At 60.8% G+C, this 19,733-nt stretch carries 18 protein-coding genes and 5 pseudogenes; 14 read left to right on the top strand and 9 right to left on the bottom strand.

Annotation, left to right across the window (positions count from 1 at the left end; genetic code table 11):
* A complete protein-coding gene (locus tag ABH922_RS28110) occupies positions 1-618 on the top strand; it encodes an IS3 family transposase (protein WP_424810283.1) in 618 nt (205 codons plus the stop codon).
* Here ABH922_RS28110 and ABH922_RS28105 read toward each other — a convergent pair.
* Complete coding sequence (locus ABH922_RS28105) at positions 611-2,008, bottom strand: IS30 family transposase (protein ID WP_424809851.1); 1,398 nt, start codon at positions 2,006-2,008, stop codon at positions 611-613. The genes ABH922_RS28110 and ABH922_RS28105 overlap by 8 nt on opposite strands.
* Before the next feature lie 351 nt (positions 2,009-2,359).
* On the opposite strand from ABH922_RS28105, the gene ABH922_RS28100 reads away from it, so the two are divergent.
* Positions 2,360-3,783, top strand: a protein-coding gene (locus ABH922_RS28100; protein ID WP_424810315.1) for an IS3 family transposase whose coding sequence is annotated in 2 segments (ribosomal slippage) — positions 2,360-2,720 and positions 2,720-3,783 — 1,425 coding nt in all. Because the reading frame shifts where the segments join, the coding sequence is not laid out codon by codon here.
* A 791-nt stretch (positions 3,784-4,574) separates the two neighbouring features.
* Here the strand turns inward: ABH922_RS28100 and ABH922_RS28095 are convergent.
* On the bottom strand, positions 4,575-5,837 hold the full coding sequence (locus tag ABH922_RS28095) for an IS701 family transposase (RefSeq protein WP_424810282.1): 1,263 nt from the start codon (positions 5,835-5,837) through the stop codon (positions 4,575-4,577).
* Positions 5,838-5,982: 145 nt separating this feature from the next.
* On the opposite strand from ABH922_RS28095, the gene ABH922_RS28090 reads away from it, so the two are divergent.
* On the top strand, positions 5,983-6,552 hold the full coding sequence (locus tag ABH922_RS28090) for a hypothetical protein (protein WP_424810281.1): 570 nt from the start codon (positions 5,983-5,985) through the stop codon (positions 6,550-6,552).
* A 39-nt stretch (positions 6,553-6,591) separates the two neighbouring features.
* Here ABH922_RS28090 and ABH922_RS28085 read toward each other — a convergent pair whose 3' ends face one another.
* Together ABH922_RS28085 and ABH922_RS28080 are read right to left on the bottom strand one after the other, a co-directional pair.
* Positions 6,592-7,218, bottom strand: a complete 627-nt coding sequence (locus tag ABH922_RS28085) for a hypothetical protein (protein ID WP_424810280.1) — start codon at positions 7,216-7,218, stop codon at positions 6,592-6,594.
* A gap of 8 nt (positions 7,219-7,226) precedes the next feature.
* Positions 7,227-8,261 carry a M12 family metallo-peptidase gene (locus ABH922_RS28080; RefSeq protein WP_424810279.1) on the bottom strand — a complete coding sequence of 345 codons (1,035 nt, stop codon included), beginning with the start codon at positions 8,259-8,261 and terminating at the stop codon, positions 7,227-7,229.
* Between the two features lie 931 nt (positions 8,262-9,192).
* Between ABH922_RS28080 and ABH922_RS28075 the strand changes: the two are divergent.
* From ABH922_RS28075 to ABH922_RS28055, 5 genes and pseudogenes are all read left to right on the top strand, one after another.
* Positions 9,193-9,886: pseudogene (locus tag ABH922_RS28075) on the top strand (IS6 family transposase); the annotation flags it as partial.
* Between the two features lie 211 nt (positions 9,887-10,097).
* Positions 10,098-10,706: a hypothetical protein gene (locus ABH922_RS28070; protein WP_424810278.1), complete on the top strand. Its 609-nt coding sequence runs from the start codon at positions 10,098-10,100 to the stop codon at positions 10,704-10,706.
* Positions 10,684-10,836 carry a hypothetical protein gene (locus tag ABH922_RS28065; RefSeq protein ID WP_424810277.1) on the top strand — a complete coding sequence of 51 codons (153 nt, stop codon included), beginning with the start codon at positions 10,684-10,686 and terminating at the stop codon, positions 10,834-10,836. Before ABH922_RS28070 ends, ABH922_RS28065 begins: the two co-directional genes overlap by 23 nt.
* Positions 10,837-11,191: 355 nt before the next feature.
* Positions 11,192-11,440, top strand: coding sequence for a type II toxin-antitoxin system Phd/YefM family antitoxin (locus ABH922_RS28060; protein ID WP_424810276.1), 249 nt, complete (start codon positions 11,192-11,194; stop codon positions 11,438-11,440).
* On the top strand, positions 11,437-11,691 hold the full coding sequence (locus tag ABH922_RS28055) for a Txe/YoeB family addiction module toxin (protein ID WP_424810275.1): 255 nt from the start codon (positions 11,437-11,439) through the stop codon (positions 11,689-11,691). The genes ABH922_RS28060 and ABH922_RS28055 overlap by 4 nt, the downstream gene beginning before the upstream one ends.
* A gap of 191 nt (positions 11,692-11,882) precedes the next feature.
* Here ABH922_RS28055 and ABH922_RS28050 read toward each other — a convergent pair.
* A pseudogene (locus ABH922_RS28050) lies at positions 11,883-12,582 on the bottom strand (IS6 family transposase).
* 288 nt (positions 12,583-12,870) lie between these two features.
* Here ABH922_RS28050 and ABH922_RS28045 point away from each other — a divergent pair.
* Positions 12,871-13,386 carry a helix-turn-helix transcriptional regulator gene (locus ABH922_RS28045; protein ID WP_424810274.1) on the top strand — a complete coding sequence of 172 codons (516 nt, stop codon included), beginning with the start codon at positions 12,871-12,873 and terminating at the stop codon, positions 13,384-13,386.
* A 23-nt stretch (positions 13,387-13,409) separates the two neighbouring features.
* Here the strand turns inward: ABH922_RS28045 and ABH922_RS28040 are convergent, their stop codons facing one another.
* Complete coding sequence (locus tag ABH922_RS28040) at positions 13,410-14,912, bottom strand: MFS transporter (RefSeq protein ID WP_424810273.1); 1,503 nt, start codon at positions 14,910-14,912, stop codon at positions 13,410-13,412.
* 157 nt (positions 14,913-15,069) lie between these two features.
* On the opposite strand from ABH922_RS28040, the gene ABH922_RS28035 reads away from it, so the two are divergent.
* On the top strand, positions 15,070-15,834 hold the full coding sequence (locus tag ABH922_RS28035; RefSeq protein ID WP_424810272.1) for a TetR family transcriptional regulator: 765 nt from the start codon (positions 15,070-15,072) through the stop codon (positions 15,832-15,834).
* 265 nt (positions 15,835-16,099) lie between these two features.
* Here the strand turns inward: ABH922_RS28035 and ABH922_RS28030 are convergent.
* Positions 16,100-17,362 (bottom strand): annotated as a pseudogene (locus tag ABH922_RS28030) (IS3 family transposase).
* Between the two features lie 128 nt (positions 17,363-17,490).
* Between ABH922_RS28030 and ABH922_RS28025 the strand changes: the two are divergent.
* From ABH922_RS28025 to ABH922_RS28010, 4 genes are all read left to right on the top strand, one after another.
* Positions 17,491-17,673: a hypothetical protein gene (locus ABH922_RS28025; RefSeq protein ID WP_424810271.1), complete on the top strand. Its 183-nt coding sequence runs from the start codon at positions 17,491-17,493 to the stop codon at positions 17,671-17,673.
* Positions 17,670-18,365, top strand: coding sequence for a hypothetical protein (locus ABH922_RS28020; protein WP_424810270.1), 696 nt, complete (start codon positions 17,670-17,672; stop codon positions 18,363-18,365). The genes ABH922_RS28025 and ABH922_RS28020 overlap by 4 nt, the downstream gene beginning before the upstream one ends.
* A gap of 190 nt (positions 18,366-18,555) precedes the next feature.
* Positions 18,556-18,738, top strand: coding sequence for a hypothetical protein (locus ABH922_RS28015; protein WP_424810269.1), 183 nt, complete (start codon positions 18,556-18,558; stop codon positions 18,736-18,738).
* Entirely contained in the window at positions 18,738-19,124 is a 387-nt protein-coding gene (locus tag ABH922_RS28010; protein WP_424810268.1) for an IS3 family transposase, read from the top strand. The genes ABH922_RS28015 and ABH922_RS28010 overlap by 1 nt, the downstream gene beginning before the upstream one ends.
* 132 nt (positions 19,125-19,256) lie before the next feature.
* Here ABH922_RS28010 and ABH922_RS28005 read toward each other — a convergent pair.
* Both ABH922_RS28005 and ABH922_RS28000 read right to left on the bottom strand, forming a co-directional pair.
* Positions 19,257-19,445: pseudogene (locus tag ABH922_RS28005) on the bottom strand (IS3 family transposase); the annotation flags it as partial.
* Positions 19,446-19,469: 24 nt separating this feature from the next.
* Positions 19,470-19,606 (bottom strand): annotated as a pseudogene (locus ABH922_RS28000) (transposase); the annotation flags it as partial.
* Positions 19,607-19,733 lie beyond the last annotated feature (127 nt).

Raw genomic sequence — 19,733 nt, 5'->3', positions numbered from 1 at the left:
ATGCGTGCACAGAACTACAGGGTCGAGTCGATCTGCGCCGTGCTCACCGCGCAAGGAATGCAGGTCGCCCCACGCACGTACCGGGACTGGAAAACCGCGCCACCGTCAGAACGGACGGTGACCGACGCGCACCTGACGAACGCGCTGCTCGGCACCGACAACACCGCTGAAGGGCTCTACGGGCGCCGCAAGATGACCGCCCACCTGCGACGTAGCGGCCACCAGGTCGCAGCCTGCACTGTCGACCGACTCATGAGCGACGAGGCCCTGTCCGGCATCGTCCGTGGCCGCCGGCACCGCACCACTATCCCTGGTAGGAAGAACAGCCGACGGGCCCCGGACCTGCTCGATCGGGACTTCACCGCCGAGGCACCGAACCGGAAATGGGTCACCGACTTCACCTGCTGCCGAACATCGGCCGGGTTCGTCTACGTGGCGTTCGTGATCGACTGCTTCTCCCGCGCGATCGTCGGCTGGCACGCCGCGACCGTGAAGGACACCACCATGGTCACGACCGCGTTGAAGATGGCGCTGTGGCGACGGGACCACAGCGGCCACGCCGTGACCGACGGGCTGATTCACCACAGCGATGCCGGCAGTCAAGGCGGATTCAACTGATCGTCGCAACACCGTCCAGTGGGAGTGAGTATACTTGTTCAGCAAGGACTTCCGCGGGCGTTAGCCATTTGAGTTCTTTGCGAGGCCGATTGTTGAGCGCGTCAGCGATTGCATCAACTTCACGTCGATCGTATCGGGACAGGTCGGTGCCCTTCGGAAAATATTGCCGAAGAAGACCATTCGTATTTTCGTTCGTCCCACGCTGCCACGGACTGTAAGGTTCGCAGAAGTAGACACTGATCCCGGTGGCCGCGGTGAGGTCCGCGTGTCGCGCCATTTCCTTCCCTCGGTCCCAGGTCAACGATCGCCGGAGATGCTCCGGTAGAGGCAACAACGCCTTGGTCAGAGCATCACGGACAGCCTCCGACCCGTACCCGGACAGTGCCGGCCCGTTCTTCACGGGTGGTATCGTGCCATATCCGATCTTGCGCGGCAGGTGCAGCAGCACCGTGAATCTGCTGGTCCGCTCGACCACCGTGCCGATCGCCGAACGATTCAATCCAATTATCAAGTCCCCCTCCCAATGTCCCGCAATGTCGCGACTGGCGACTTCCTCGGGCCGCGCGTTGATGGTGACTTCGTCGGTGATGAACCCGGCCGGTCGCTGCCGCGCCCGGGCGCGAGGCCTACGCAACGCTCGCCCTGTCCGCAAACAGGTCACCAACTCCCGCTCCAATCCGCCGCGCCCTTCGATATAGAGCGATTGGTAGATCGCCTCGTGCGAGATACGCATCGACGTATCGTCAGGAAAGTCGATACGTAACCGATTCGAGATCTGCTGCGGACTCCAGGCAGTCGCCCACCGACGATCACGACGCCAAGGCTTATTTCGACCTTTCCATCCCGCGACGTCCGGTCCGGCGACCACTGTTCCGTCTTTGGCATAGACGTATCCGGAAAGCTTGTCTTGCACGTACTCTCGCAACCGTTCGTGCTCTGCGAGCTTCGCCGGCTTCGGGCGCCTCGCTGCGAGGTCGGCCTTCCATTGCGCGGTAGAGGCGCGGTACTCGATCTGCCCGCTTCGGGTGGCGGCGTTGCGTCGCAGCTCTCGCGAGATCGTCGACGGCGACCGCCCGATGTGGCGCGCAATTTCCCGTACGCCGATCTTCTGGGCTCGCAACATCGCAATTTCCTCGCGCTCGGTGAAGGAAAGGTATCTCCCCGAGACCGGGGTCAGCTCAATGGGCGGCATACCCCCAGCGTGCCGGAACCACCGTGTGCCAACCGGTGCCGACACGCCGCATGCGATAGCAGCATCCTCGCTGGTGAGCCCCTTGACGATCTGCGACCAGAATGCCCGTTCGAGGTCCCTGCGTACCGGGGGACGTCCCGGTGACCGCATCACCGCTCGCCCGGTCAACGCTGCCGCCCATCCTGATGGTCGTCCCATCTAACACCTCCATTGTCGAGGTGTTGCGTCCACCGGTTGAACCTGGCCTGTAACGCTGACTGAACCGTTGACGACAACTGTGATCAGATACCAGCGAAGGGAAAAAAATGTCGACGTTCACTACTGCCGACGGTTCCATCCGAATAGAGCAGAAATCGGTCACAATTACATTTGACGAGACTGCGCCCATCGAGAAAAGACAAGAGAGCCCACGCACCCTCCCCTTCTCAGCCCTGCGTGTCAGGGTGAGTTGAGTCCAACGGTTCACAGCAACCCCGCCTGCAGGGCGAGATACGGATCAACTCTTCTATGACAATGTCCAGCCTGGCCGTGGCCGGGGACAATGCCCGCATGGACTCCTCGCAGCCGCGTTCCGACGGCGCACGCCGACGCCGCGCGTTCACCCCGGCGGACAAGCTCGCGCATCTGGCCGCCTACGAACAGGCCTGCGAAAGCAACGAGGGCGGCGCCTACCTGCGCCGTGAGGGCCTGTACTCGTCGCTGATCAGCGAGTGGCGCAAGCAGCGCGACGCCGGTGTCCTCGACGGCAAACCAGCCGGCGCGAAGGTCGGCAAGCTCACCGCCGAGCAGGTCGAGATCGCCCGCCTGCGTGCCGAACTCGATCGCACCAACAAGCGGCTCGCGACGACCGAGGTCGCTCTCGAGATCATGGGAAAAGCACACGCGCTCTTGGAACAGATCTCCGAGAGCGCGGACACCGACGAGCCGCGCAGGAAGCGTTGATGACCGCCCACCACGACCTCACCGATGCCGGTGTGACCACCAGGGCAGCAACAATATTGACGTCGGTGACCCGGTCGACCGCAGCCCGGAACAGGACGCGTTCGCTGGTGCCGGTGCGGTCGGCAGCAGCGGTGAAGCAGGTTCCGGCGAACAAGCTCACCCCGGCCGAACGCCAGGCGGTGCTCACGATGCTCGACTGCGACCGGTTCGTCGACCAGGCCCCACTCGAGGTTTATACCCAGCTCCTCGACGAGGGCACCTATCTGTGTTCGGTGTCGACGATGTACCGAATCCTGCGGGAAAACATGCAGGTCACCGACCGCCGCCGGCAGGCCCGACATCCCGCCAAAGCCTGCCCCGAGTTGGTGGCCGAAGCGCCACGGCAGGTCTACACCTGGGACATCACCAAACTTCCCGGCCCGACCAAGGGCGTCTACTTCGACGCCTATGTGATGGTCGACATCTACTCCCGCTACGTCGTCGGAGTGCACGTCCAGACCCGCGAATCCGGACTCCTTGCCGTCGAGTTCATGACGGAAATCTTTGCCGTGCACGGCATCCCGAACGTTGTGCATGCGGACCGGGGAACGTCGATGACCAGCAAGCCGGTCGCCACCCTGCTCGCGGATCTCGAGGTGACCCGCTCGCACTCGCGGCCGAAGGTCTCCAACGACAACCCGTATTCCGAATCGCTGTTCAAGACCCTCAAATACGGGCCGGGGTTCCCGGAGCGGTTCGGGTCGATCCACCACGCCCGACAGTTCATGGAAACGTTCGTGACCTGGTACAACCACGAACACCGTCACACCGGAATCGGCCTGCACACCCCCGCCGACGTCCACTTCGGACTCGCCGCGCAGAAAGCCGCTGAACGCTCCGCCGTCCTGGCTGAGGCTCGGCGCAGCCATCCGGAGCGATTCGGGGCCTCGGATCGAGGCCCGAAGATCCTGAATTTGCCCACCGAAGCGTGGATCAACAAACCCGCGGTCATCGACGGCACCGAACCCGTGGCAGATCAGGCCGCCGCGTAACACCCATTGGACTCAATCACCTTGACAAGTTCCGCAGCGATGATTGCCGCGACGTTGGTGGAGCCTTCCCGAAGCTCGCCCGGATACATTCGATTCACGATGGCAGGAGGGGACAAAAGCCGAGATCCGAAGTTCGATCCGAACACTGTCCTTCTCACGCGCGGTGAAACCTTTGAGGCCGCACAAGGATATATCACACTGCTGCGCGAAAAGAAATGGGGCGGGAAAGCAAAGTTCCACCCCAACGTTGCCTTACAACACGCTGTTCCACTTCCTGTGAAGACATGCCCGGGATGGCTCCCCGACACACCATGCGGTATGTCGATCGTTGCGGGATCCAAATGGTGCACAACCTGCACAGATGCCATGCAGGAGCGATGGAAGGAAAATCAAGCAAACCAAAAACCCCTAGCGAAACAGGTTTCCCCAGTCTCCCCTGAGCCAACCCTGATTCATAAGGTTTTGGCAGGCGCGATTCTCGCAACAGGGCTCATAGCGCTCATAGGGCTTGCTAGTTGTTCTGTCGCAGCATTCAGCGATAGCGACGACACTCCCACACACCGAGTTCCGTCGAACTCCAACGACCAATGTGCAGTTCTGCGATTCACTATCTTGTCCGATGCATCCTCAGATTCGGAAAAGAGCAGCGCAGCCGCGAAATACAGCATGCGCTGCCAGTGAGCATCGACTAGTAGGACTTTGTTAGGTCGGGAAGCTGTGGTGACACAGCGGGCAGGTGCCGATCCAGATGGCAAGTGCGCGTTGGATATCGCGGACGATGCCGTAGAGGGTCAGCCCTGTCCATCGGCTTTTGGGTCGGTCAGCCGCAGGGTCGTGAGGAACAGGTGGGCGGCGGTGACGAGGGTGGCGTGGTGGTGCCAGCCGAGCCAGGAGCGGCCCTCGAAGTGATCGAGACCGAGTGCGACTTTCAGTTCTCTGTAGTCATGTTCGATGCGCCAGCGCAGTTTCGCGAGTCGGACGAGTTCGTCGATCGCAGTGTCGGCAGGCATGGTGGATAGCCAGTAGTCGGTGGGCTGCGCTGCGCAGGTGGGCCATTCGGCCAGCAACCACACCTGTTCGACTGTTCCGTCGTCGGCGCGGGGCACCCGATGACCTGCGGGCAGGGCTCGCAGGGCGACGAACCTCGAACGCATGACGGCATCAGGATTGCCCGGTGCGGTCTTGGTACCGCGCCGCCACGCCACTTCCTGCGCCGCGTCCGGTCCGGCAGCGAGCACCATGTCTGCGCAGCTGGACTTCGGGGCCCTGTAACGGGCGGTGAACGGGCGTCCTCGGCCGATGCGCGGTGGCGTCTCGGGCACCGCGTCAGCCGGATAGACGCTGGTAGCGGCCTTGACCGCCACCATGTAGGCGATGTCGCGGTCGGTGAGCGCGGCACGGAACTGCGCACCCTCACCGTAGCCGGCGTCCGCGACCACCACATCGGGTCGTGGCCGGCCCCAGGCGAGGAGTTCGTCGATCATCTCCACCGCCATTTCCCATTTCGGTCGATGCCGCTCACCGTCAGGGATCGCCGATTTCTTCCGACGCGCCGCGACGACGCCCACGGCATTAGCGTCATCGATGCAGTTCTCGTCCCAGCTCTGCGGCACGAACAACTGCCAGTTCAACGGGCATGAGGCGTCATCGGACGCGGCATGCACACTGACCGCGATCTGGCAGTTGCCGACCTTGCCCAACGTGCCGCAATACTGCCGGGCTACACACGGCGAGGAGTCGCCGTCCTTGCCGAAGCCGGTGTCGTCGACTACCCACGCATCTGGTGTGATCAGCTCGCACGCCTTGCGGGAGAGTGCCATCCGTACCGGTTCGACTTTCCAGGGCGAGCTGGTCACGAACTGTTGCAATCGCTGATGGTCGACACCGAGCCGCTGCGCCATCGGCTGCATCGACTTGCGTTCACCGGTGAGCATCAACCCACGCGCGTACGCGCCTGCGGTCGCCACCCTGTCCTTGCGGGATAGTGACGAGAACACCTCGCCGACAAAGGAATCGAGACGTTCATCAACGTCGGACAGGGTTTCGGTATCCACCCCGTCATCGTCTCGAGAATCGTGCCGAATCTCGAGACCCCACACCCAATCGTGACAAACCTAACAAAGTCCTACTAGTCCCCGTCTGGTTCGAGCTGGGGCAATGGCCCCGTCGCCATCCGGTCCGTCTCGCTACTGTGGGGTTGTGAGAATAGGACGTTGGATCGCCACCGTTGTCGTCCTGCTATGCGCGGGGGTGGCCGCTGTCTACTTCACGGTGGAGTCTCGCACTCTGCCGAGTCACCCTGACGCGATCGCCACGCGCGACATCACATGTGAGGCACCGAATGTCCTCGGGGCAATCACGACTGATCCTGTCCGAGAGATTCCGGGAATCCCACCAGCTCCTGAGGCAGGTGCCGTGCCGGAGGACTTCACACCCGTACGGGTTGTCACGTGCAGCGAGAGCGCCGAGGTCGAGGGCAACGACCCGTTGTCACGACGGGTCGACGAGACGGTTCGTGACGGTGACCTTTCCGAGATCATGGCGGCGTTGTCGCAACCTTCTCGGCCGAAGTCCCCGTTCAGTTGGAGTGATTGCAACTTCAGTCTCGGGCGCCAGCCTGTCGTGTGGCTGGTTGACGCGCAGGGCAATGGGATCCGGCCCGCAATCCCTAGTGATCGGTCGTGCGGGATGCCCAGTGCCGCACCGTTGGCCGCTATCTACGATCTGCCCGTCGTCGATCACTCGACCTACACGGTCCAGGCGTACTGAACCATGTAGGTCGACGTGTCGCGAGACCTGAGGGAGGAGTCAGTTCGGGGTAACTTCGTTCTCGCTCGGGACAACCTCGTTCTCGATAGCGATGCGCATGTCGGTGACGGATTGCAGCTCAGGAGGGGCGGCCCGCCCCCTCCCTGCCCCTTCCAATTGAGAGGCAGTGTCGACCGGAATGTCTTGATGGCCGGTCACCGGAGTAATCGTGTACCACCCAACTTTCGGGTCGAGCACGGCAGTGAACAGATATGCGGATCCGGCCTCGACCAACGGATCGTTTTCCAGAAGCAGCAGAGTATTTTTCTCAGCGTCGATTCCGCCTTGCTGGCTGATCGTGATGTCGCCTGAGACATCGCCTTTCAGAACCGAATTGACGTGGACTGTGTACTGGGTTTCGGGTAGATCTGCCATCCGCGATGTCGAGTCGAGTTTTTCGAGGACTGTGCCGACGAAAATGCTGTCCGATGCGCCGGCGACCAAGGTTTGATCTTCGATGTCGTATGCCCAACTGGCCTCGACACTGACAGTCTTCATCACAGAACTTGCAGAAGATGCCTGATCGGACGCGGGATCGTGTGGAGCAGTCGACCCGCATCCGGCGATCAGAAGCGTGATCAGGAGCGCTCCGCCGGATGCTCGGGACGACGTGGTTCGTACGTTCATAGCTTTCCTCACGGATTCAGGTACAAGGTTCGGTAGGCATATTGATCGATGACGCCGAGATGGTTGACCGTGGAACTCACCGGGTCCATCAATTGCGTGGTGCAGTCGTGCGCAAGCCCTTGAGCGTGTCCCAGTTCATGAGCGATCACGTGCTGTCGGTACGCTGAACTGCGAGTATCCAGATTCGCAGTATTCAATCGCAGTGTGCCCATCGTCGTGTTGGTTCGACCGTCCCACGTCCCACCGGGGATGCTGTCCTCACCGATGATGATCTTCGGGAACGTGTCGTCGCGACGAGTTGTCACCCGACCGCTTTCGTTGTTCCACATCGTGACCGCATCATTGAGCTCGGTCGTGTATTTCGTTGTTCCGCCATATCGAAGCTCGCGCGCACCGGTCGAGAGAGTGAGAACGACACCTTTGGACTCGCCGTCGGTGGTGTACGTGGTGGGGTCGGACGCCGATACCAAGAACTTCTTTCCATCCTTAGATCCAGAGAATGTTTGCCCGGATCCGCCATACGTTGCGTTGACTCGTCCATTGGCCGAGCATTGAAGCTCGTCGGACGTAGGGAACTTCAGCGGTCCGGTCTCGTATCCCGTCTGCGCCCACTGATTACGGATATCTCCCCAGTCGGCGTAGGCGGCGGGTGCCCCGTATTCGTACGTGATTGCACCGCCTTGGAAGTTGTTGTAACGCCCGCCTTGTGCCTGTGACTCAGGTGTTGTCGGGTACCCGAGTCTGCCCCGCTCGTCGGCACGAACCTCGGTTACCTGACCTTGAGCATTTCGAAGGGATGGCAAATTGAGCCATTTCGCCATGATCAGGCCACCGATCTGTCGGCCTCGATTCGCGTCGACGTCGGGACTCCAATAGATGCGGTTCGTATCGAAACCGAATGCTTGCCACCTTCCCCGTCCGTCGCTCCCCGCTATCAGCTCGTCACTGTTCGGCTCACCGATCGACGAGGTCCCTCCCTGCCCGTACTGATCCTGACCGCTCAGATAGTTGAAGAATTCGCGCTCGATAGAGCCGTAATCCAATGATTGGATCGGTACTGATCGGCCCAGGCTGCGTGGGGCAACGCGGCGACCACTGCGATGGCGAGGCCCAGAACGAAACCAGATTTCGTCCACGCGCGAAGTCGTCGTGGCCTTCTCGACGCTCGATTCGGATACTTCTCCATGGAAAACCTTCCGTCTGTCTCCGGTACGCGTCCGAGTGCCTTACCACCCTCGGATACGCATCTGATCGCTACTTGTGGTGCACACCGTTGTTCGGGAGGGCATGTCAGGGCATCTGTGCAGGGTCCCGTTCCTTGGACCTGGACCAATGAAATATGTTTCAGCACAGAGAGATACACCGGAATCCAGTAAAGATCAGTCGTCGCACCGTCCGAGGTGTTCGTGGTGACGCTCTCTGTGGGCATTTTCGTTGGTGCGTTGAAAGCCGAACGCGATCGTGGGCACATCACCCGCAATGACGGTCATCTTCCTACGTTTCCGGCCGTCAATGCTCGAATACTGCAGTCAAGTGCACGGCAGAGGCAACTGGTCGCGAGACCATCAGGCAAACAACATCTTTCGTCATCACAGAAGCCGCACCACCCCAAGGCCGAATCCCGGAATCCCCTACGAGCGGGCCGTGAACCCCGAACGATGCTTACGGTAAGGGGAAACGACTGATTTGCCCATAGTTCGATTGTCTCGGTTGTGTCACAGATACCCCATGGTTTGTTTAGGTCCAGGTCAGAGCCCGGCCGGATCCCAAAAATTCATGCGATGGAGGGCTTTTCGCACCTGCTCACCGTCATTGCGGGCGCCGTCGGACGAGCAGGCCGACAATCCGAGAGCCTATTCGGGGGCGCCGGGGAAGGTCGTCAGTGGCTTCATGCTCTTGCTCGGCGGTGTTCGCAGTGAGGTGTCGCCAGGGCACTGTCACGTTGTTGAACGCGGCGAACTGGGAGAATGAGGCGTGAGCACCTCTATACCGTTGTACAAAGGTCACCGCTACCCGGTCGAGATCATCAACCACTGCGTGTGGTTGTACTTCCGGTTTCCGCTCAGCTTCCGTGAGGTCGAGGAACTCATGCTCGAACGCGGTGTCGTGGTCAGTTACGAGACGATCCGGCGGTGGTGCGACAAATTCGGGCAGGCATACGCACACCAGCTGCGCCGACAGCGAGCGCGGCCCGGCGACACATGGCACCTCGACGAGGTCTTCATCCGCATCAACGGCAGCCAGCATTATCTGTGGCAGGCGGTCGACCAGCACGACAACGTGCTCGACGTGCTGGTCCAGTCACACCGAAACAGCAACGCCGCCAAACGATCCTTCCGCAAGCCGCTCAAGGGGTTGCAGTATGCGCCGCGAGTGATCGTCACCGACAAACTGACCAGCTACAACGTCGCTCACCGCGAGATACTGGCCTCGGTCGAGCATCACCGATCCAAGTACTTTCAGCAACCGGGCCGAGAATTCCCATCAATCGACCCGACAACGCGAGCGGGCGATGAAACGCTTCACATCGCCTGGCCACGCGCAACAATTCCTGTCCGCGTTCAGCGGCATCTCACCGCACTTCCGGCCAGTCCGGCACCGACTCTCGGCGTCCGAATGGCGTACCGAGATGGCCGACCGATTCGCGCTCTGGCAGAAAGTCGCCGCGATTCGACGCCGTCGTGTGAAAGTGAGCGGCCCGGCGGTGTCCCGCAAAAGCCTGTCCCAAATTAGCTGCGCCGCTGAACTTTTCGATTAACGTGACAGTGCCCTGCGAAGGTGCGACGGCGTCGTCGCGGCCGGCGTGAGAGCTTCGCCGTCGGCCGTCAGGTGACGAGCACACACCGTCCTGAAACAAGCAAGCGGCAGAAGGGAACGGCATGGGGGAGTGGAACTCGACTGCGGGGAGGTGGGTTCGCGATCACCGGCGGCCGCTGACAATCGTCGGTGTCGTTGTCGCGGTTGTGGCTGCAATCATCGGGGTCATCACCGTCGTCGCCCAACGTGATGACCCCCTCGACATGCAGGCCTATGCCGTGCCGATTGTCTCGATCAACGACATTCCCGCCCACGAATTCATCGGATCGTCGCAACAGGCTGTCGATGCTCGGCCACAGCACTCACCAGTGCCCGAGAACATGAGCGCCCCCGACAACGGACAGTGCGTACCCGGGGGAAAACTGCAAACCACAGTACAATCCATGGTTCTGTCAGGTACACGCTGGTTGGGCAACAAATTCGTCAACTCTGGCGGTGCTCAGATCATCAACGTTCACCTGTCGAACTCCCCCAACACCGACCCTGACGTGATCGACAACTGGCTGTCCTCCCGCGCACAAACCCACCTTGCCGCGGCCGGCGGCAGCGATCAGGAACTACGTATGGCATCGCTGCCCGCTCACCTCCCAGTTCTACCGACTCGACGACGCCCGGGTTTACACCGCCACACTCGAAGGCGATCGGACGGTGACCGGATGGGGTATCGCTGACGGGATCACCGTCCAGGTCGATTTCACCTTTGTCGGACAGCCCAGCGACGAAGCGATCGAGCAGTTCGACGTGGTGTGGCGCGCTCCGGCCGGCAAACTCGTCGGCATGCAAGAGGCTGGCGTTCTCTAGCCGATCCAGAGTTTCAGTGAGTTTGTTGATCCGGGTCTACAGTCTCAGCTCTAACGATCAGGTCGGCTTATCACCAGGTTAATACGACACAGGGCCGTCGGGCAGAAGGGCGCTGCTTTCGCACGTACTCGGGACCGCGAACGGTGTAGAGGATTCGCTCGACGGCACTTGGCGCGATCTGAGTGGCTGCACTCCGGCGATCCGATACGACCCCGCCTTCATCTGCCATCGAGGCCACATGGGGCCACATACCAGTACCGCATATTGTACAAGTCTGGTACGCTTCGGGATAGAGCTTTCGAGGCACACAACGCAAAGTAAAGAACCGCTCCAACGGAGCAAAAGGACGGGGACTATGTCCGCAATTACAGCCACCGATGCACGCAAGGCCCTATTTCCGTTGATCGAACAGGTCAATGACGATCACACCCCAGTCGAGATTGTCTCGAAGAAAGGCAACGCGATCCTCATCTCCAAAGATGACTACGACGCGATGGTCGAAACCGCCTACCTATTGTCCAGTCCCGCCAACGCGCGCCGACTGCTCGACAGCATCGAGGCGGTGAGAGGCGGCCACTACCAGGAAAGGGAACTCCTCGAATGAAGGTCGCTTTTGATCACAACGGGTGGGAAGACTACACCCATTGGCAGTCAGCCGATCGCTCGATCCTCAAGCGCATCAACAAGCTGATCGACGCCATACTGCGAGACCCTACCTCAGGGGAAGGAAAACCGGAGTTGCTCAAGCATTCACTTGCCGGCGCTTACTCGAGGAGGATTGACCGGGAACACCGGCTGGTCTATTTCATCGAAAATGATACCGTCGTCATCGTCCAAGCCCGGTACCACTACTGAGGCACAAAACACGCCGTCCCGCATTGCGGGGCCAGCACCGTAGTCCCACGGCGCTGGCCCCGTTTTCGAGTCGGCTATCAACCGCGGAATGCCATCCGGCATGACGGCAGCACTGTCACGTCAATCGAAAAGTCTGGCTGCGCAGATAGTTTGGGACAGGAAGCTACGGGACACCGCCGGGCCGTTCACTTTCAGGTAGCGGCGTCGGTCGCGGTGACTTCCTGCCAGAGCGCGAATCGGTCGGCCATCTCGGTACGCCACTCAGGCGCCGAGAGCTTGTGTGGGTTGGGCCGGACGTGCGGTGAAATACCCGAGAAAGCGGAGAGGAAGCGTTGCGCATGTCCGGGTGAGGTGAATCGTTTCATCGCCCGCTCCCGCTGCCGGGTCGGTTGATGGGAATTCTCGGCCCGGTTGCTGAAAGTACTTGGATCGGCGATGCTCGACCGAGGCCAGTATCTCGCGGTGAGCGACGCTGTAGCTGGTCAGCTTGTCGGTGACGATCACTCGCGGCGCATACTGCAACCCCTTGAGCAGCTTACGGAAGAATCGCTTGGCGGCGTTGCCGTTTCGGTGGGACTGGACCAGCACGTCGAGCACGTTGCCGTGCTGGTCGACCGCCCGCCACAGGTAATGCCGTGTGCCATTGATTTTGATGAAGACCTCGTCGAGATGCCAATTGTCACCCGGCCGTGCCCGCCGTCGGCGCAGCTGGTTGGCGTATGTCTGTCCGAACTTGGCGCACCACCGCCGGATCGTCTCGTACCTCACCACGACACCGCGTTCGAGCATGAGTTCCTCGACCTCACGGAAGCTGAGCGGAAACCGGAAGTACAACCACACGCAGTGATTGATGATCTCAACCGGGTAGCGATGGCCCTTGTACGACAGCATTGCGGTGCTCGCCCCACCGATTCTCCCAGTTCGCCGCATTCAACAACGTGACAGTGTCGGCTTATGGCCGCACAGCGATGGTCTGCCGCGCTGGACGATTTGTGGACCTGCGGCCGGCTGATGGATGTCTGGGGAATAGATCAACCCACGTTCTTACCTTCGCGCGCAGACGTTGCGAATGTGCTGTTGCGCCTGGGCCGCCGGAGCGACGCCGTCCGGTAAGGCATGGAACAATTGGCGAAAACCTCTGCTGGCCGGTAGCGCGCGCACGGCATCGCGCTACGGACCATGGCGATGACCGAAACGAATTCGAAGAGACGCCGAGACACACTGCCACGAGCTGTCGATGTTCTGGAAGGCTGCGCCGACCGAGCCGAATTGGCTTACACTGTAGCCGAACTCAGTGATACTTACGTGCTTCTCGGGGAACCTCGCCGAGCACGACATGCGGCGCAACTAGCGAGCGGTATTGCCGGAGAGTTGTCGTTGGAACCGCTCTCGGCGCGACTCGAACTCGGTCGTCGTCCTATCGAATCGGCCTCGTTCTCACCCCAGGCCGATTCCGCGTGCACCGACAGCAGTCAGTTGAGTGCGGCCGAACGACGAGTCGTGATGTTTGCGGTCGCTGGGCGGACTAATCGTGAGATCGCAGCAGAGTTATACATAACGGTGAGTACGGTCGAGCAGCATCTGACCCGGGTCTATCGGAAATGGCAGGTCAAAGGCCGTGGAGATTTAGCGCTGCATCTCGGCGCTAACGCTGGATCGGGCGGGAGTCAGTTCACGGTCCGCGGCGTGGCGTGAGCCCACTCCCGCTGCGGTGGGTGTCATGCCTCAGTTTGTTGCTTGGGGATCTTGATCGCGAAAAGGCCGATCAACAGCGCCAAGGCAGTGAAGATCACGGCAGCAATCACCGCGTGCGCCAGTCCGTGCGCGAGTGCGTCCGAGGCAGATGACGACACCCGTTCTCGGTCGGTACGCGCTGACTGATTCAGGGTGGTCAGGATGGCGACACCGAGCGACAGCCCGATCTGTTGTGTCGCTTGAAGAAGTCCGGACGCGGCGCCCATGTCACGAGGTTCCAGACCGCCGAGGACCGTCATGTTCAAGGTGACGAACGCCAGGCTCAGCCCCGCGCCGAGCAGAATGAACGGGCCGAGTACCCCAGTCAAATAGTTGGTAGATGCGTTGGTGGTGGTCAACCAGATCGCTTCCGCCATCATCAACGCTACTCCTACGATCAGCACCGGTTTGCGTCCGAACCGAGCAATGACCTTGGGTGCGAATTTCGCGACACCGAACTGAACTGCAGCCATCGGGAGGAATGCAAGGCCGGCAACGAGGGGACTAAAACCCAAGGCTTCCTGAATGTAAAGGGAAAGCAGGATATAGGTTCCGGCCATCGAGGCCATCAACAACACGAACGTCGCATAAGCACCGGCACGAACGGGATTGCCGAGTAGTCGTAGCGGCATGATTGGCTGATCGGCGGATCGTTCCACATAGACGAACAGTGCAATCAGCGTAGCACCCACGATGATCGGAGCTACGGTGCCGACTTCGGTCCAGCCGCTCGACCCGTTCGTGAGGCCGTAGACGATGCCGACCATACCCACGGTCGACAAGATTGCACCGAGGAGATCGAATTTTCCGGAGTGGCGTTCGGTTTCGTCGAGGTAGCGCAATGCAAGGATGATGGTGAGCACGCCTATGGGCACGTTGATGAAGAACACCAAACGCCAACTCAGAGTGGTGAGTACACCGCCGAGAATCAGCCCTAGCGTGATGCCGAACCCCGTGACCATGGAGAAGACTCCGAGGGCGCGAGTGCGTTCCGGGCCTTCGTCGAAGGTAGCGGCAATCATGGACAGGGCAGCCGGTCCGGCGAACGCAAACCCGACCCCTTGAAGTGCGCGTGCACCGATCAGTAACCAGTCGTTCGGAGCAATGCCACCGAGAATGGAGGCGAGGACCACCAGTGACAGTCCCCAGACGAACATGCGGCGGCGGCCGAGGATGTCGCTTGCGCGTCCGCCGAGGAGCAGGAGGCCACCGTAGGCCAAGGAATAACCACTGAATACCCAAGCGAGGGCCAAAGCCGACAGTCCCAGTCCGGATTGAATTTCCGGGAGTGCGATATTGACGACGTTGCTGTCGACCGCGACCATCAGTTGGCATGTGACGATGACGCCGAGGACGATGGACAAGCGGCGGTCTCGATGTTGGCGTGTGCCGTCTGCCGGTTCGGTAGTTGGCGGCTCCTTATGACCGTGGAGTCGGTCGATGGACGGTGCTTCTGTGTGCTCGATTTCTGTGTCTCGGTTGGTCATCGACAGTCCGTTCGAAGTGATCGGGAAGAGTCGGGTCGGAAGCTCCACGTAATTGCTCAACAGTTGTAGACTCAGATCAGCATAGGGAAGAATTTCAATTTCGTCTACACGTGTTGAGCGAGGCGTAATGGCAGTGCAGGTATCAGAGGCTTCACCGATGTTTGTCAGCCGTGCCGAACGGCGAAGCCACAGCAGAGAGTCGATCGCAGGCGCTGCGCGCGAACTGTTCGCCGAACGGGGTTACATCGAGACCACTATTCGCGCCGTTGCGCAGCGGGCAGATGTCGATCCCGCCTTGGTAATGCAGCATTTCGGATCCAAGAGCGCATTGTTCGATGCGGTGAGCGGTATACCGGTCACATTGGATGACGCTTTGGAGGGCCCGCTGGAGGAGCTCGGCGAGCGCCTGCTGAGGCATGCGTTGTCCGAGGTTGATCGTAAGGACGACCGCACGATGCCGGTACTACGGTCCATGCTGACCCATCCGGAGGCCGCACATGCTGTTCGTTGTGCAATCATGAATCCGGAAACGAGTCCGTGGACGCGCGTGCTGGTCGGAGAGGATGCCGAGAGGCGATCAGCGCTGATCGGCACCCTTGTTCTCGGGGTGCTGGTGGCCCGCTACATGGTTCACATTCCCGGGGTTGCGGATGTGCCTGCGGAGCGACTGGTCGAACTGCTCGGTCCGTGCCTACGTCCGCTGGCCACCGGCGACGCCACCGCGCGCGATTCGCAGGCATTGACGAACCCACTAGATGCGCTGGCGGACGCCGAGAACAAGCGCAGGGTCGCCGCTGAGCGGGTAGACGAGTGCGCACGATCGGCCCTGGAGGGGGGTGCTTCCTACGGCGATGTTGGTCGAATGCTCGGGATCAGCCGCCAGGCAGCTCGTAAACGCTGGCCGAATCCACTCAACAAGTGACACCTTTGGTTGTCGATGCCTCCTTAGGTGTGAATATGGACACGCGTATGGGTGACACATGTAGTTGTCGACCGGTCTCTTCGGTCGACTGAACCATTCATGTGCGAGGTCTGTTGTCGACTGCACTACATCCCTCTACGTCCTCCCTATTGTCGTCTTGTAGGGGCTGCGCGCGAAGTGTTAGGGGTGCCACCCGAAGGAAATGCGGCCGCATTCTTCTCATGGTGGAAGTTGCTGTCCCACATGAGCTCCTGAGTGGACACTGTCACGTTGTTGAACGCGGCAAACTGGGAGAATCGGTGAGGTGAGAACCGCAATCCTGTCGTACAAGGGCCATCGCTACCCGGTCGTATTCGACGGGAGTCAATCGGCCGAAGGCGGTTTGACGACGGCGGTGGTGGTAGGTCCGCTCGATCCAGGTCACGATCGCGATCCGCAACTCCTCGCGGGTTGCCCAGGAACGTCGGTCGAGCACGTTCTTCTGCAGCAGGGAGAAGAAGCTCTCCATGGCGGCGTTGTCGCCGGCCGCACCGACCCGTCCCATCGACCCGACCATGGCGTGCCGGCCCAGCGCGTGGACGAGTTTCCGGCTCCGAAATTGACTGCCCCGGTCGGTGTGTAGAACACAGCCGGCCACGTCATTGCGCCTGGCGACCGCGTCGCCCAGCGCTGTGACGGCGATCCGGGACTTCATCCGTGAGTCGATGCAGTAGCCCACGATCCGGTTGGAGTAGACGTCCTTGATCGCGCACACGCAGAGCTTACCTTCCTCGGTCCAATGCTCCTTGATGTCACTGAGCCACAGCCGGTTTGGAGCATCTGCGGCGAACTCGTGCCGGACCCACCCCTTGGCATCGACGACAGCACAGAGGTCGTCGTGGACCGGTGGGCCGGGCTACTTGCCGTTCTTGCCTCGAATCTTCCCGAACACTGACCACCAGCCCAGGTTGGAGCAGATCCGCCATGCGGTCCGTTCGGCCATCGACTCGCCAGCCTCTCTGGCTTCGTCGACCAGGAATCGGTACCCGAATTCCGGGTCGTCGCAGTGGGCATCGAACAGCGCGTCGGCGCGATAGGCCTCGACGCGTTCGGCGTCGGTGACCGGGTGCGCAAGCCAGCGGTAGTAGGGCTGGCGGGCGATCTTGAGGACCCTTTCGCGTCACCGTGACGGGGATCCCGTCCTCGGCCAGCTCACGGACGAGTGGTGGGGGTCCCTCCCGCTTGCGGGGGAACATCATTTTCCCGGCAGGTTTGCCTGTGACAGATACGCGGCTGCCCGGCGCAGGACCTCGACTTCCTGCTCGAGCAGCCGGTTGCGGCGCTTCAGCTCGCGAAGCTCGGTGTTCTGGTCTTCGGTCGTCCCGGGCTTCACACCGTCTTCGACATCGGCCTTGCGCATCCATCCGGTAAGGGTGGTGGCGTGGATCCCGAAGTCCTTCGCGATCTGTTCCAGCGTGGTCTTCGGATCTCTGGCCCGCGCGACTCGGACTACGTCTTCGCGGAACTCCTTGGGGAACGACTTGGGCACTGCAACATCCTTTCAGCCCGGTCTCTCGACCAGACAGATCAGTTGTCACCTATCCGTGCAGCAGACCCAACGGCATGAAGGCGATGCACTTCCATACAGACGTCTGTCAGGACGATTACGGTCGTCCCGTGACTTCACCTGAAAACCCGCCGACAACCGCACTCGAACTCAACCACCGCCTGTCGACCTTGGTCGACCGCTACATCGACTGGTTCCAAGCGTTGACCGTACAACCCGATTCGATGATCGACCGCGCTAACCGCCGTATGAAATACGCTCGTACCAGGAGACCGTGGAATTGCCTGTCATGAGCGCGCTTGATCATTTCAGGCTCGTCACGAAGTCAGTCGAAACACTTAGGGGCTCAATTCCCTTCGCCCACGCAACTCCGCTGAGAACTGCGATTACTGCGGCCGCTACCGCTGTGTGGGCAATGGCCGACGATGAGGATACGAGACTCAAGAGGGCGGCCGTGCTGAGTTTCCATGATGCTGAAAACGCCAGAAAGTATGTCAATGGCCGTCCGGTCGACAAAGTCGCCGGTATCGATGAGGCACGGTCGGCGCTGCATCGGCGTTCCGACTACTTCGCGGATATGGCATTGGAGTTCGGTGAGGATGTCCGACGAGACCGATGGCGCCCGACCGCGGACTTTGCGATGGTCGAGGCCGCGTCGAAGGGCATGCCCGAATGGAGCGGCGGTTGGTCACCTAGAACGGAAGTCCCATCACAGTGGAGACTGCTCAGCTGCTATGCCCACGGCATGGGGTGGGCGACCGCACGGCACGTGGAATACGGTGAGCCTGACGAGATCGGTCTCGCGAAGTCCACGCTGGTGTTCGATCTCGACGACCTCATGAGCAGCGCGAGCATTGTGCGATTGCTGATCGAACGAGCGCTCGACCGCTACAGGGAGATGGCAGGTTACCCCGAGAGCACGAACGCCGAACTGACGAAGATCCTGCACGAGTCAATGAACCGCCCCGGAGTTTCCGGAGACTGATGTACCCCGAGTTTTCCGGAGTTCGTTTGTTTTACTTCAGGCATTGATGCACCCGAGAGAGGTTCACGATGCCCCGACGTTATCCACCTTCAGTTCCGCCGGAAAGTCCTTGATCTGTTGAAGTCAGGACTCACGGTTGCCGAGGTCGCCGCAGGTCTCGATGTCACCGAACAGACCATCTACAACTGGCTTGGGTCAGGAGCTCATCGATACCGGACAAAAGCCGGGCCTGAGCTCGATCGAGAGCGCCGAACTCGCCGCCGCCCGCCGCCGCATCGCTCAGCTGGAGACCGAACTCGCCATCGCCACACGGTCCACCGAGTTACTGAAGTCGGTGGCGGCCGCAAAAGGCGGTTCGAAGCGATCGAAGTGATGGCCAAGGAAGGACTACCCGTGCAGACGGCATGCCGGGTTATGGAGGTGTCCGAGTCCGGTTTCTATGAGTGGCGAAACCGGCCACCCTCGGAACGCTCACTGCGACATGCCTCGCTGACACAGCTGATCACCGAGGTTCACACCGCCTCCCATGGCACCTACGGCGCCCGGCGTGTTCATGCCGAACTTACCCTTGGTCACGGTATTGCCGCTCGAGCTCGATCATTTGCAACCGGTCTTGCGTCCGATCCCGAGCTGCCAGCAAATTTCCGAGTTGTTCAGCCCCTGCCGGGTCAACTGGATATAACGGGCACGTTCGGCTGTCTTCCCGGCTACGCCGGCCATCTTCTGCGAGATCCGAGCGGTTGCCAACATAACTCCTGAAAATAGCTGATTCACGACATCGGTAAGTCAGGTGTTGCAACCAGCGTTAGAACTTGCCCCGCCCTCCTGGGTTCGAATCAGATTGACATTCTCACCTGGCATAACCGCTTCACCGGGTAGGTGTCGCAAGTAGTCGGCGACGAAGTGGAAGCGGTTCACCAGTTCGTCTCCGGCGAAATATGTGGCCGCCGACCGCAGGATGTCTCGCTCGGTTTCGAGCTTGGTTTTCTCCGCGCATAGGTGTGCGACCTCGGCGCGGAGCCGGGCAGCTTCTTGCTGAGGCGTTTCGCCGAGGTCGGGCCGCGGTGCGCTGCTGGTGTGTGTCTGCGGATCGGGATACCCGCATTCTTCAGCCACGTGGATAGGGGGCCGTGGGATATGCCGAGATCGGCGGCGATCCCGGCCACGGTCGCGCCGTCGGTGTCGCGGTACAGCTCGACTGCGTCGCGGCGAAACTCTTCGGTGTAATTCTTTATGATCATCGGGTTAGATCTTCTCGCTTTTCCCAGTCTGGCACCAGGATCAAGCGTGTCCAACCCACGGAGTCAAGGCCCCTTACAGGATAAACCTTGAGATCTGAGGTTCACCCCGGATCATGATGCGCGCGAT

The organism is Rhodococcus sp. 27YEA15 (genome assembly GCF_049739425.1).
Taxonomy (GTDB): domain Bacteria; phylum Actinomycetota; class Actinomycetes; order Mycobacteriales; family Mycobacteriaceae; genus Rhodococcus_F.
The sequence above is the reverse complement of the archived record's forward strand: the minus strand, read 5'-3'. Positions and strand labels throughout refer to the sequence as shown.